This is a genomic window from Nocardia kruczakiae NBRC 101016, from assembly GCF_001612965.1.
Lineage (GTDB): Bacteria > Actinomycetota > Actinomycetes > Mycobacteriales > Mycobacteriaceae > Nocardia > Nocardia kruczakiae.
In genome coordinates this window covers 93,159-106,327 of the sequence record NZ_BDBL01000001.1, presented here as the reverse complement: position 1 = coordinate 106,327, position 13,169 = coordinate 93,159, and the positions used below count along the sequence as shown (strand labels likewise).

Below are 13,169 nucleotides of genomic sequence, written 5' to 3'. Positions count from 1 at the left end.
GGCCCCGAGCCCACGGTGCCGAGCGCCCTGGTCACGTGGGGAATGCATGAAGTCGACGATCCGGGGCCCGACCCCGTCGGCGCTCGCCGCCACAGTCCTGCCCGCCGACGCGCGCCGTACCATGGCCTCATGACCGAACAGGACATCCTTGCCCATATCCAGGACCTGGTGAAGCAGGAGCATCAGCTGCGGTCCAAGGCCACCAGCGGGGAACTCGATCACGAGACCGAGCGGGCCAAGCTGGCCGATCTCGAGGTGATGCTCGATCAGTGCTGGGATCTGCTGCGGCAGCGGCGGGCCCGCATCGAGCAGGGCGGCAACCCCGACGAAGCCCAGGCCAACCCCGTGAAGCAGGTCGAAGGGTATCTGCAGTAACGGTTACCATCGGGTAATGGTTGACATCACGACCGCCGACGGCGTTGTTCGCGGTCTCCGGCGGCGTCGCATCGCGCAGTGGCGTTCGATTCCCTTCGCCGCACCGCCCGTCGGCGATCTTCGTTTCCGCGCGCCGCAGCCCGTCGAGAGCTGGTCCGGGGTGCGCATGGCCACCGAATACGGATTCGCCGCGATGCAGCAACGCGACGGCGCCCGCATCGGCCCGCGCGGCCCGCAGCCGACGAGCGAGGACTGCCTGACCCTGAACGTCACCGCGCCCCTGGAACCGGCCACCGCCCCCCGGCCGGTCATGGTGTTCATCCACGGTGGCGGTTATGTGCTGGGCACCTCGGCGCTGCGGCTGTATTCCGGCGCCCGCCTGGCATTGCGCGGCGATGTGATCGTCGTGTCGTTCAACTATCGGCTGGGCGCCTTCGGCTACGTCGACTTCAGTGAATTCTCCACGGCGACACGGCCGTTCGAATCCAATCTGGGTCTGCGCGACCAGGTGGCGGCCCTGCAGTGGGTGCAGCGCAATATCGCGGCCTTCGGCGGTGATCCGAACAATGTGACCATCTTCGGCGAATCGGCCGGCGCGCACGCGGTGGTCAGCCTCCTCGCCACCCCGGCCGCGGCCGGGCTGTTCCATCGGGGCATCGCGCAGAGCGCGCCGGCGGACTGGTCGCTGACCGCCGAGGAGGCGCGGATCTTCGCCCGGCGCTGCGTCGAAAATCTGGGCGTCGACAATCCGGCTGCCACGTCGCACGAGGCGGCCGAGGCGCTGAGCAGCGCCGGTGCCAACGACATCCGCAAGGCCGCCGACCGCGCGATCGGCGATGTGCTGTGGCGGCAGCCGGGCAGCTTCCCCGCCGCCCCGGTCGTCGACGGCGAGTTCCTGCCGATGGATCCGATCGATGCCATCGCCGCCGGGCGCGCCCACGCCGTCCCCCTGATCATCGGCACCAACCGCGACGAGGCGACCCTGTTCAAACGCTGGGACCGCAGCCTGCCCACCACCCCCGGACAACTGCACGTGGCGCTGTCGCGATGCGGCGACGCCGACCTCGAAAAGCGGGTCGTGGCAGCCTATCCCGGCTATCCGTCACGGCGGGCCGCCGTGCGCATGGGCGGTGACTTCGTCTTCTGGCGTCCCACCGTGGAGGTGCTCGAGGGCCACAGCCGCCACGCCCCGACCTACGCCTATCGGCTCGACTACGCGCCGCGCGCGGTCCAGTTGGCCGGCTTCGGCGCCACCCACGCCCTCGATCTGATTCCGGTGTTCGGCGGGGTGGACAGCCCCATCGGACGTGGCCTGACCGCGGCGGGCGGCTATCGGGACTTCCTCGCGGTGCAGCGCGAATTCCAGGACAACTGGCTGTCGTTCGCCCGCAAGGGCGAGCCGCTGCCGTCCTGGCCGCAGTACACCGAGCAGCGCCGCAGCACCCGCATCATCGACAGCCCGGCGCGGGTGGAGGTCGATCCGGATCGCGCGAAACGGCTCGCGTGGCACGGAGTCCGGGTTCCGGCGCTGGTCTGAACTACTTGAGCAGCCGGGACATACGCCGATCGGCGAGGATCTTGCCGCCGGTCTGGCAGGTCGGACAGTACTGGAACGATTTGTCGGCGTAGGCGACCTCGCGCACGGTGTCACCGCAGACCGGGCACGGCAGTCCGGTCCGCGCGTGCACCTGCATGCCCGACCGCTTCTCCCCCTTGAGCCGCGCCGCGTCCTGGCCGACGGAGCGAGTGATCGCGTCGGTGAGGATGCCGCGCATCGCCCGGTACAGCTCGGCGACCTTGTCGGCGCCGAGGGTGGACGCGGTGGCGAAGGGCGAGAGCCGGGCGGCGTGCAGAATCTCGTCGGAGTAGGCGTTGCCGATGCCGGCCAGCACGGTCTGATCGGCCAATACGGTCTTCAATCGCTGCGAGGTGCCGGCGAGGAGTTCGGCGAAGTGGTCCTCGGAGATCTCGAGCGCGTCGGGGCCGAGGCGGGCGATTCCGGGCACCGACTGCGGGTCCGCGGTGATCCAGACGGCGAGCCGCTTCTTGGTCCCGGCCTCGGTGAGGTCGAAGGCGGGCGTCGCGCCCTCGGGGGTGAAGAAGTGGACCCGCAGCGCCAGTGGGCCTTTCCCCGGTTTCGGCGGCGCGGCACCGGGTTCGTCGATCCAGCGCAGCCAGCCGCCGCGCGACAGATGCGTGATCAGCCACAGCCCGTCGCAGTCGAGGCCCAGATGCTTTCCCCAATGCCCGGCGCCGGTGACATCACGCCCGGACAGCGCGGTCACCGGCGGATCGAACGTCTTGAGCACACTCAGCGCCGCGACGTCGACCCGCCCGACAACCGCGCCGACGGCATGCTCGACCAGAAACTGTTCGAGCGCCATGATCTCCGGCAACTCGGGCATTCCCGCAGCCTACCGGCGTCCACCGACAACCGGCCGCATTCGCGCGACGGCCACGGCCCGGATCACATCTGCGTGGGAGCCGCCTGCGGCGGTGTGGCCACACCGGGGGCGACCGCACCCTCGATCGCGCCTACTCCGGCCCCGATCGCGGCACCCGCGGCAGCGGCCGGCGCCGCGATCACCGCGTAACCGATGGCGGCGCCGACGACCGGCATGACGACCAGACCTGCGGGCAGGAACGGGATCCCGGCGATGAAACCGGCGACCGCGCCGACGACCGCGCTGGTGCTCGCGATCGGGCTGCTGACGATATTGCCCACGCTGGACCCGATCACCGCCCCGCCGAGGGTGTCCGCGGCGATGCGGTCGGAGCGCGACGGCTCGAATCCGGCCGAGTCCAGCGTCTGCGCCAAACCCGCCTCGGTCTGCGCGGCCGAATCGTTGATCTGCGCGGTCAGCTGCGGATCGATGAAATCGGGCCGGGGCGTGACGACCGAACCGATCCGGATGGTGCCCTCGGGCGCCTTGATCGGCGCCACCGGCGGCGCCGGATGGGCGAGGTCGGGCATATGCAGTGCGCCCGGATTCACCATGGCCGGCGCGGTGAGATCGGGGACCGCCCGAGTGCTGTCAGCGGCGTTGCGGGTCGTCGACACGGTGCCCGGGGCGGGCGCGGCGGCCGGCGCTTCGGCGGAGGCATTCGGTTCGGCATCTGCGACCGGGGCGGCGAAGGGCGGTACGGCCGGGTCGGTCGCGGCACTCGGCTGGAACTGCCACGGGTTGGCCTGCGTGACCACGCGGGCCACGGCATCCGCCGCGTTCGAGACGCCGGCGGCGACGGTCCCGGTGTCCGGCAGCATCCCGGCGGCCGGCGCCACACCCGAATCGGTGGTCGGCGCGGCCGCCCCCGCCACACCCGTCTGCCACAGCGCCACTGTCAGTGGCAACGCCCCGATGACGAGTGAGGAACCAACGCGCCGGCACCACTGTCCCGATGCCGCCGAATGCTGCCCTGCCATGAAAACCTCCAGTCGGATTTCGATCGAATGACAGTGATTCGAACCGGCCGGTGGTCTGGATCACATTCGTATCGATTTATTCCACAGCAATTTTGGGGCTATTTCGGACATATCCGCGGCACGAACACCCGCTAATCGACTCTGCGCAAGAGATATATGTCCATCACCCATCCTTTGGCGTCCCGAAGTTCGTTGCGGCGCCGGATGATTCGATCCTCGACCGCGCGCAGCGGACCCTCGATCAACGTCTCGTCCGGCATCCCGAGGTAGGCGCCCCACCAGATGTGCAGATCGTCGCCGGGCACCTGCGTGAACGAGCACTCGCCGTCGAGCATCACCAGCGTCGACCCGTCGACCGCCACGCCCTCGGTGCGCAGGCGGCGACCGGTGGTGATGTGCACCGGTTCGCCGATCTCGTGCAACACGATGCGATGCGCCGCCGCCAGGGCCTGGGCGCTGGTGACGCCCGGGATCACCGCGTACTCGAATCTCGTTCCCGCGTCCAGCACTCGCTGCACCATCCGCAGGGTGCTGTCGTAGAGCGAGGGATCACCCCAGACCAGGATGCCGCCGACCCCCTCGGTGGCATCGAATGCCTCGGCGAGCAGTTCGGCGCGGCGGCGATGCCAGTCCTCGACCACCTCGCGGTAATCGGCGGCGCCGGAGACCGTGCGTTCGCGCGGCGGATCGGCGATGGACACCACGCGATGCTCCGGATCGGCGTGTCCGGCGAGGATCGCGGCGCGGACCTCGGTCAGTTCCCGCTTGGTCTCGCCCTTGCCGATGACGAAGAACGTGTCGACCTGCCGAATCGCCTCGACGGCCTGCACGGTCACCTGCCGGGGATCACCGGCGCCGATTCCGATCACATAGAGCATGCGCACGGTGCCCCAGGCTAGCCAGCGGACCACCGGGCGATGAGGGCGGTGGTCGCCCGAAGGCTAGGCTTGCGGATATGGACGGCGCGCCCGGAAACGACACTCAGTACGAGGATCTGCTGCGGCTGGTACTCGAGCGCGGTACGCCGAAATCCGACCGCACCGGGACGGGTACGCGTTCGATTTTCGGACATCAGCTGCGCTACGACCTCTCCGCCGGATTCCCGCTGATCACCACCAAAAAGGTGCATCTGAAGTCGATCGTCTACGAATTGCTGTGGTTCCTGCGCGGCGATTCCAATGTCCGCTGGCTCCACGAGCACGGCGTCACGATCTGGGACGAATGGGCCGACGCGCACGGTGAACTGGGCCCGGTCTACGGGGTCCAGTGGCGTAGCTGGCCCACGCCGGACGGCACCCATATCGACCAGATAGCGCAGGTCCTGCAAACCCTGCGCACCGACCCGGATTCCCGCCGGATCATCGTCTCGGCCTGGAATGTGGCGGAGCTGCACAAGATGGCGCTGGCCCCCTGCCACGCGTTCTTCCAATTCCACGTGGCGGACGGAAAACTGTCCTGTCAGCTCTATCAGCGCAGTGCCGACCTCTTCCTCGGGGTGCCGTTCAATATCGCGAGTTACGCCCTGCTCACCCATATGGTCGCCCAGCAGACCGAATTGGAGCCCGGCGATTTCATCTGGACCGGCGGCGACTGCCACATCTACGACAACCATCTGGCCCAGGTCCGCGAACAGCTGAGCCGCGAACCATATCCGTTCCCCCGGTTGCATCTGCGGCCCGCGCCGAGCCTGTTCGACTACACCTTCGAGGATGTGGAGGTGCTCGACTACCGCCATCATCCGGCGATCAAGGCGCCGGTGGCGGTATGAGCCGCATCGGGTTGATCTGGGCGCAGACCCCCGCCGGCGTGATCGGCGCCGACAACGCCATCCCGTGGCGAGTGCCCGAGGATGTGGCGCATTTCAAAACGGTCACCGCCGATCATCCGGTGCTGATGGGCCGGCGCACCTGGGATTCGCTGCCCGCGCGCTTCCGGCCGCTGCCCGGCCGGCGCAATATCGTCATCACGCGGCAATCGCAGTGGTCGGCGCCGGGCGCCGAACGCGCCGATTCGGTGGCCGGCGCCATCGCACTGGCCGCCGCGGAGACCGTGTGGATCATCGGCGGCGGCGAAATCTACCGGCAGGCAATGGATTACGCGACCGATCTGATGGTCACCGAAGTCGACACCGATATCCCCGGCGACGCCTACGCACCCGCGATCGAGGGCGAGTGGCAGGTGGAGGACGCGCCCTGGTCGCAGTCGCGGTCGGGCCTGCGTTACCGGATCCGGCACTTCGCCCGCGACACCGCCCCGGCGACCGTCGGCTGAACGGGCCCGGCAGGTCTCGAACCCGAATCGCATCGGCGAAACGCCCGACCGGGCGAGGTGGGTCCGGCATACTCAGCGATATCCAGCCTGTGACCACAGCCCGATCCCGGCTGAACCGCGAGAGGCAGATCATGGACAAGAAATCGCTGACGGCGGCGGCTCGCCAGCAGCTGAAGCTGGCCGCGTCCGCCACGAGTGGACGCAGTTCGCAAACCCTCTACGGCGGCCACACCCACAGCCTGCGCCAGACCCTGATCGCGCTGACAGCCGGCCAGAGCCTGGCCGAGCACGAAACTCACGGTGAAGCCACCCTGCAGGTTCTGACCGGAACCCTGATTCTGATCTGCGGCACCAACGAGTGGAAGGGATCGCCCGGCGATCTGCTGGTCATTCCGTCGGCCCGGCACAGTGTGAAAGCGATCGACGACGCGGTATTCCTGCTGACCGTCGCGAAGTGAGGCCGGTCTCGCCGGGCCGGGCCGTCCGCACGCGCTGTCGGGCGGGCACCGTACCCTGTTGATCATGGGTGAGCCGCAGCCGATCCTCGATCCGCTCTCGCGCGCCGCGATCTTCCTCGTCGCGACCATCGACGAGGGCGGTGAGCCGGTGGTGCGCGATCTGCTCGCCGATCTGGCGGGACTGCGGCGCTCGATCGGATTCCGGGTGCCGCAGACGCGGCTGTCCTGCGTGACGAGTATCGGTTCCGCCGCCTGGGATCGGCTGTTCGCCGGTCCGAAACCCGCTGAACTGCACGAATTTCCGGGCTACGCCGGGCCGAAGCATCAGGCCCCGGCCACGCCGGGCGATCTGCTGTTTCACATCAAGGGCGAATTGCCGGACGCCTGTTTCGAATTGGCGATGCTGATCGGTTCCCGGTTGAAGGGTGCGGCCACGATCATCGACGAGACGGTCGGATTCCGCTATTTCGAACAGCGCGATCTGCTCGGCTTCGTCGACGGCACCGAGAATCCCGAGGGACCCGCCGCGGTCGCCGCGGCGCTGATCGGTGACGAGGATCCCGACTTCGCCGGCGGAAGTTATGTCGTCGTGCAGAAGTATCTGCACGATCTGGAGGCGTGGAGTTCGCTGACCGTCGAGGAGCAGCAGCTCGTCATCGGCCGTACCAAACTCGAGGATCTGGAACTGTCCGACGAGGACAAGCCGGCGGATTCCCATGTGGCGGTCAACACCCTGATCGATCCGGACGGCACCGAACGCCAGATCCTGCGCGCCAACATGCCGTTCGGCAGTGTCCGCGAGGGCGAATTCGGCACGTACTACATCGCTTACGCGGCCACCCCGGATGTCACCGAGCGAATGCTGGTGCGCATGTTCCTCGGCACCGACGAAGCACCGTACGACCGGATTCTCGATTTCTCCACCGCGATCACCGGCACGCTGTTCTTCACCCCGGCCAACGATTTCTTCGACGACCTTCCCGACGCCCCCGAGCAGGAGGCGGATGCGGAACAGGACCTGGAACTCGGGGCAGCCGGTATCGCCGAGCTGTCCGCGGCCGCGCCTTCCGGCGACGGCTCTCTCGGTATCGGCACGTTGAAAAGGATTCCGCAATGAACAATCTGCACCGTGAACTCGCGCCGATCACCTCCGAGGCGTGGTCGGCCATCGAGGAGGAGGCGACGCGTACCTTCCGGCGTCACATCGCCGGTCGCCGGGTGGTGGACCTGTCCGGTCCGCACGGCACCGACTACTCCGCGGTCGGATTGGGACGCACCACCGTCATCGACGCGCCGGATCAGGGCGTGCAGGCCCGCCAGCGCCTGGTGGCGCCGCTGGTCGAGCTGCGGGTGCCGTTCACGCTCTCGCGCGAGGAGCTCGACAACGTCGAGCGCGGCGCCGAGGACGCCGATCTGGATCCGGTGAAGGATGCCGCCCGCAAGATCGCGTTCGCCGAGGACCGCGCCGTCTTCGAGGGCTACCCCGCCGCCGGGATCACCGGCATCCGGGCGGCCGTGTCGAACACTCCCGTCACCGCGCCGAGCGATCCGCGCCTCATCCCCGAGGCGATCGCCCAGGCACTGAGCAAGTTGCGGCTGTCCGGTGTCGACGGGCCGTATTCGGTGCTGCTGAGCGCCGATCTGTATACCGCCGTGAGCGAGACCTCCGACCACGGCCACCCGATCCGCACGCATATCGAGCGGCTGATCCCCGAGGGCGAGATCATCTGGGCGCCCGCCATCGACGGCGCCTTCGTGCTGACCACCCGCGGCGGCGACTTCGATCTGCAACTGGGGCAGGATCTGTCGATCGGCTACCTGTCCCACGACGCGGAGACCGTGCAGCTGTACTTCCAGGAAAGCCTGACCTTCCTGGTCTACACCGCCGAGGCCGCGGTCCCGCTGCGCGGCTGAGCACGGCGCGAACGATCTTTCGAGGTGTCACCATGAGCGACGACGTCCCGCCCGTTTCCGGACCCGATGTCTCCCGCCGGTCCCGCGGGCCGATGCGTGCGGTGCGGGCCGGTGTCGTCACCGGCCGCCGCACCCTCACCTACAGTGCGCTCGCCGTGCTGTCGGTCCTGGTGATCTGCGGTGCCGTGGTGGTCCTGTTCGGCGTGAACCGGATCTTCACCGGACTGCTGGCCGGGGCGGTGGCGGGTATCGCGTTACTGGTGGCGCTGTTCGGTCGCGATGTCGTCGTGCTCACCGACCGCGCGATCTATCGGCGCACCCCGTGGGCCGAATCGCGGCTGGAGTGGGATCGGGTGGTGGCGGGCCGGTTCGCCCTCGACGAGCGGGCCCGCTGGTCGCTCGCGCTGGATCTGACCGGCGGCGACGAACCGCACGACGAGCTGGTCCTGCTCAGCATTCCGCCGGTGCGGCATCCGGTGTCCAACGCCTACGAACACCGCAAGCGCGAACAGGTCGCCGAGATTCGCCGGATCCTGCGCGAGCAGCGGATACCGGTCACCTTGTTGCCCGAGATCGCCTCGGCCCTGCACGAACACTGGAAGCTCGCACCGGCCGCGCAGTGAGCTCCATGATTCGCACCGCCGCGCTCGCCCACATCCGGAATCGTCGTCTGCTGCAGACACGGTCGACCGGCAAAGAGGTGTTCTACATGGCGGGCGGGAAGATCGACCCCGGCGAATCGGCGGTGCAGGCGTTGTATCGCGAGGTGCGGGAGGAACTGGGTGTCGACGTGACGGCCCACGACGAGCTCGGTGTCTTCGAATGTGAGGCGTACGGGCACACGCCGGGCACCGCGCTGCACATGACCTGTTTCACCGCGGATCTCACCGGCGAACCGACGCCGACGAGCGAGATCGCCGAACTGCGCTACTTCACGGTCGGCGAGTACGCGGCCATGCCGCATGTCGCGCCCGGCTCGATGCTGGTCTTCCGGCGCCTGCACGAACTCGACCTGATCGACTGGTGACGGCGACGGGTGATCCCGTGCGGTGACCGCGAGAGGTTTACGTCGCCTCGCCGCGTTCGACCGGCGCGGCGCCGTCGCCACCGATGTCCGGAGGCGTCTCGTCCGGCCGCTCGAGGTCTTGATCGCGGGCCACCGCACCGGGCGGTTCGGCACCGGTCCGCTCGGCGTCGAACTGTTCGGTGTCGGACGGGATGCGCGTGGCCACCACGAACGCCAGGAGCAGCACGACCGCGACACCGAGCAGGGCCACGCGAGTCGCGTCGGCGAATCCGTTGGCCAGCGCGTCGGTGACCGGGGCCGGTGCGTGCTGGGCACGCAGCCCGACGATCGCGCCGCCCGCCGAATCGCGGGTGGCCGCGCCCACGGCCCCGGCGGCGCGGGTGGCCAGACCCGGGACGTAGCTCAACCGGTCGGGCAGGAAGTGGCCGAGACCGATCGAGAGGGTACTGCCGAGAACCGCCACACCCAGCGCGGCACCGGCGGGCCGGGCCGTGGCCGCCGTGATCGAACCCGGATCCGATGCCATGGCGCCCGCGCCGGTTCGCATACTCGCCGTCAGCGGGGCGGCGGCCAGCCCGAGACCGATTCCGTAGCAGGCCAGTAGCACGGTCGGCACCCACGCCGAAATCGTCGAGGTCAATGCCAGCGCGGTCACCGCCATCGCGAGCAACGCGATCGCCAGGCCGATCCGCACCAGCCACAGCGGAGGCACCGCTCGCAGTGGTCCGGCGGTCAGTACGGCCGAGATGAGCGCGCATCCGGTCAGCACCACGAGGATCGAACCCGTTCGCAGCGTGGACAATCCGAGACAGTTCACCAGGTACAGCGGCAGCACGAAGAGCAGTCCGAACTGTGCCGCCGCGATCAGCAGGGCGGCGCCGTCACCCCAGTGCCGGGGATCGCGCAGCTGCGAGAAGTCCACCAGCGCGGCATGTTCCACCTTCACCCGATGTCGTTCCCAGAAGACGAACAGCACCAGCAGCAGCACCCCCACGCCGAGTACGAAGGGGATGGGCGAGCTCGCCGATTGGGTCGACCAGGTCACGCCGAACACGGTGAACTCGCGCCGCGGCCGCAACCAGCCGTAGCGCTGCCCCTCGATGAGGGCGAAGATCACCAGCGCGAACCCGGCGGTACTGAGCAACCATCCGTCCACGTCCGGTCCGGTGGCCGCGGCGCCGATGCGGGTTTCGGGCACGAGCACGGTCCCGATCAGGACGACCACCGCGAGCGGCACGTTGATCAGGAAGATCCACGGCCAGGTGAAGGAGTCGACGAACCAGCCGCCGAGTGCCGCGCCGACGACCGCCGCGGCGGCCGGAGCCACCACCCACGCGGTGAAGGCGATCACACGTGCCCGGCCGTGGAACATCGCGGCTACCGTGCCCAAGGATCCCGCCACGACCGCCGCACCGCCGATGCCCTGCACGAGCCGTCCCCAGATGAGCGGGCTCGCCGTATCCGCGGAGGCGGACAACAGGCTGCCGCCGACGAAGATCAGCACTCCGAGCGCGAAGAGGACGCGGCGGCCGAAGCGGTCGCCGATCCGGCCGACGGTGATCAGCAGGACCGCGAGCACCACCGAGTACACGCAGAAAACCCACTGCGCCTGGGTGAAATCGAGTCCCAGGTCACCGATGATCGCCGGCAGCGAGACACCGACGACGGTGCCGTCCAGCGTCACCATCGCGAGCCCCAGCGCGAGGACCGCGAGGGCGTACCACCGTCTGGCACCGGTGGGTGGCGAACCGAGCTCAGCGTCTGTTCGAACGTGATCAGCCATGCGCCGCTCCCGTCGTCGACCGATGTCGCTGGGAAGTAACTCGTATCGGTCGAGTCTACGAGCCGAACCGGGCGAATCTCGGCAATAGGGACCGGGCGATACCGGACCGTGCGGTGAACGCGAGCGTTCGGCTACCGGATCAGTCGGAGAGCCGGCCCGCCTCGGGGAAGGTGGCGTCGCGGATGATCCGCAGACCGCTGATCAGCGCCTCGCACTGCTCCGGGGTGAGCTGACCGTAGAACCAGGTGTCGAGGATCTTCAGATATTCCGGCAGCACCTTCGCCAGGCGCGTGGCACCGGCGGCGGTGAGGGCGGCATAGGAGCTGCGGCGATCGTTCGGATCGGATTGGCGGCGGGCGAATCCGTTGCGTTCGAGCCGATCCACCAGGCGGGTGACACCGCTGGTCGACAGCTGGGCCTGATCGGCCAGATCGGTCATCCGCAGCCGGCGGCCGGGCGAGCGGCTCAGACGCATGAGCGCCGTGAAGTCCAGCACCGACAGCCCGTGCGCCGACCAGGTCGGTTCGAGTTTGCGGCGGATGCCGCTCGTCGCCTCGAACAGCATCCCGATGTCGGAGAGGCGCGGGTCGTCGAAGACGTCGGCGTCGTGCGTGTGCTCCATGCGGTCAGCCTAACGCACTGTTGTTGTGCGGATAGTTGACATGAGGAATATCTTTCATATTATTGCTGCGAGGATATTCCTCACAGCAACTAAATGGAGATGTCATGACCAGCACCTGGCTCGCCGGATTCCGCTCCGCGATCATCAGCCCCTACGAGCAGTTCCAGTTGACCGAACCCCGCGGGTTCACCGATCGGACCGTGCGCCAGGTGCTGCACATGGCCGGCGGCGGGCGGCAGCTTCGGGTGCGATTGAGCAATCGGTACGGACGCGACGCGCTCGAGATCGGTGCCGCTCGAATCGCCTTGCGCAAGACCGGGCTCGCGACTGTCGCCGAGACCGATACCGTGCTGCGTTTCGACGGAGCGGACCGGGTGCGCATTCCGGCAGGTGCCGAAACAGTCAGCGACGCCGTCGATCTCGTGGTGAACGGCGGCGACGACCTCCTGCTGAGCCTGTATCTGCCCGGGCCGACCGGACTCGCGACCTTCTCCCATCAACCGATGGAGATCTCCGCCGTGGTGGCCGGTGATCGCACCGCCGATCCGGACCTGTCCGAGGTCGAGGAGGTTGCCTCGCGTTTCTACGTGACGGGCGTCGACGTACTGGCCGACGCGGCCACCCCCGTGGTGGTGGCGTTCGGTGACTCCTGGTTCGACGGTGCCGGCACCACGGTCGGCGCGAATCGCCGCTCGGTCGACGCGCTGAATTCGCTGCTGACCCGCGGCTGGGTGGTCAACCAGGGCATCGGCGGCAACCAGTTGCTCACCGACGAGGTCGGCGAACACGCCCTGGCCCGGTTCGACCGCGATGTGCTCGCGGTGCCGGGCGTCACCCACGTGGTGGTCAATCTCGGTATCAACGATCTCGGGCTGGGTGACGTGGCCGCGGCCGACGATCTGATCGCCGGCTACACCGAACTCGCCGCGCGGGCACACGCCGCCGGATTACCCGTCTATGCCAATACGATCGGCCCCTTCGCCGGGGTGATCTATCCGGAGGTGAATGTGGATCCCGCGCTGCCGGTGCGCATCGTAGTCAACGAATGGCTGCGGACCACAACGGTTTTCGACGCCGTCTTCGATGTGGCGGCCGCCGTGGCGGATCCGGAGCGGCCCGATTTCATCCGCCCGGCTCTCGACAGCGGCGACGGACTGCACCTCAACGACGAGGGCGCCCGCATCATGGCGGAGACGATGCGGATCCCCGGACTGCGCTGAAGCACCGCAGAGGCTCGGACCGGCTCCACGCTCCCGCGCCGCCAGCTCGACAGGTACCTGCGCGAGTATCGCCAG

Annotated in this window: 15 protein-coding genes; 10 read left to right on the top strand and 5 right to left on the bottom strand. The window is 68.5% G+C overall.

Going from position 1 to position 13,169, the window contains the following annotated elements; genetic code table 11:
• The first annotated feature begins 129 nt into the window (after positions 1 to 129).
• Both NK1_RS00225 and NK1_RS00220 read left to right on the top strand, forming a co-directional pair.
• A complete protein-coding gene (locus NK1_RS00225; RefSeq protein WP_063006624.1) occupies positions 130 to 375 on the top strand; it encodes a DUF2630 family protein in 246 nt (81 codons plus the stop codon).
• Between the two features lie 16 nt (positions 376 to 391).
• Positions 392 to 1,912, top strand: a complete 1,521-nt coding sequence (locus tag NK1_RS00220; protein ID WP_063006623.1) for a carboxylesterase/lipase family protein — start codon at positions 392 to 394, stop codon at positions 1,910 to 1,912.
• Position 1,913: 1 nt separating this feature from the next.
• Here the strand turns inward: NK1_RS00220 and NK1_RS00215 are convergent, their stop codons facing one another.
• From NK1_RS00215 to cobF, 3 genes are all read right to left on the bottom strand, one after another.
• Entirely contained in the window at positions 1,914 to 2,780 is an 867-nt protein-coding gene (locus tag NK1_RS00215) for an Fpg/Nei family DNA glycosylase (RefSeq protein ID WP_063006622.1), read from the bottom strand.
• A gap of 62 nt (positions 2,781 to 2,842) precedes the next feature.
• Positions 2,843 to 3,799 (bottom strand): hypothetical protein, encoded by a 957-nt coding sequence (locus NK1_RS00210; RefSeq protein WP_157104013.1) that lies wholly within the window; start codon positions 3,797 to 3,799, stop codon positions 2,843 to 2,845.
• Between the two features lie 131 nt (positions 3,800 to 3,930).
• Positions 3,931 to 4,683 (bottom strand): precorrin-6A synthase (deacetylating), encoded by a 753-nt coding sequence (cobF, locus tag NK1_RS00205; protein WP_063006782.1) that lies wholly within the window; start codon positions 4,681 to 4,683, stop codon positions 3,931 to 3,933.
• A gap of 71 nt (positions 4,684 to 4,754) precedes the next feature.
• On the opposite strand from cobF, the gene NK1_RS00200 reads away from it, so the two are divergent.
• From NK1_RS00200 to NK1_RS00170, 7 genes are all read left to right on the top strand, one after another.
• Positions 4,755 to 5,567 (top strand): thymidylate synthase, encoded by an 813-nt coding sequence (locus NK1_RS00200; protein ID WP_063006620.1) that lies wholly within the window; start codon positions 4,755 to 4,757, stop codon positions 5,565 to 5,567.
• On the top strand, positions 5,564 to 6,070 hold the full coding sequence (locus tag NK1_RS00195) for a dihydrofolate reductase (RefSeq protein ID WP_063006619.1): 507 nt from the start codon (positions 5,564 to 5,566) through the stop codon (positions 6,068 to 6,070). The genes NK1_RS00200 and NK1_RS00195 overlap by 4 nt, the downstream gene beginning before the upstream one ends.
• A gap of 131 nt (positions 6,071 to 6,201) precedes the next feature.
• The gene (locus NK1_RS00190; protein ID WP_030517171.1) at positions 6,202 to 6,528 is read left to right on the top strand and encodes a cupin domain-containing protein; all 327 of its coding nucleotides are present in this window, start codon (positions 6,202 to 6,204) and stop codon (positions 6,526 to 6,528) included.
• Positions 6,529 to 6,592: 64 nt separating this feature from the next.
• Entirely contained in the window at positions 6,593 to 7,645 is a 1,053-nt protein-coding gene (locus NK1_RS00185; RefSeq protein WP_063006618.1) for a Dyp-type peroxidase, read from the top strand.
• On the top strand, positions 7,642 to 8,442 hold the full coding sequence (locus NK1_RS00180; protein WP_063006617.1) for a family 1 encapsulin nanocompartment shell protein: 801 nt from the start codon (positions 7,642 to 7,644) through the stop codon (positions 8,440 to 8,442). Before NK1_RS00185 ends, NK1_RS00180 begins: the two co-directional genes overlap by 4 nt.
• A 32-nt stretch (positions 8,443 to 8,474) precedes the next feature.
• Positions 8,475 to 9,065 (top strand): hypothetical protein, encoded by a 591-nt coding sequence (locus NK1_RS00175; RefSeq protein WP_245660283.1) that lies wholly within the window; start codon positions 8,475 to 8,477, stop codon positions 9,063 to 9,065.
• A gap of 5 nt (positions 9,066 to 9,070) precedes the next feature.
• Positions 9,071 to 9,469, top strand: a complete 399-nt coding sequence (locus tag NK1_RS00170; protein ID WP_036505547.1) for an NUDIX hydrolase — start codon at positions 9,071 to 9,073, stop codon at positions 9,467 to 9,469.
• A gap of 37 nt (positions 9,470 to 9,506) precedes the next feature.
• Here the strand turns inward: NK1_RS00170 and NK1_RS00165 are convergent, their stop codons facing one another.
• Positions 9,507 to 11,252, bottom strand: a complete 1,746-nt coding sequence (locus tag NK1_RS00165; protein WP_063006616.1) for an MFS transporter — start codon at positions 11,250 to 11,252, stop codon at positions 9,507 to 9,509.
• A 139-nt stretch (positions 11,253 to 11,391) separates the two neighbouring features.
• Complete coding sequence (locus NK1_RS00160; RefSeq protein ID WP_036505548.1) at positions 11,392 to 11,874, bottom strand: MarR family winged helix-turn-helix transcriptional regulator; 483 nt, start codon at positions 11,872 to 11,874, stop codon at positions 11,392 to 11,394.
• 104 nt (positions 11,875 to 11,978) lie between these two features.
• Here NK1_RS00160 and NK1_RS00155 point away from each other — a divergent pair, with 104 nt between their 5' ends.
• Positions 11,979 to 13,094, top strand: a complete 1,116-nt coding sequence (locus NK1_RS00155; protein ID WP_063006615.1) for a GDSL-type esterase/lipase family protein — start codon at positions 11,979 to 11,981, stop codon at positions 13,092 to 13,094.
• Positions 13,095 to 13,169: the final 75 nt, after the last annotated feature.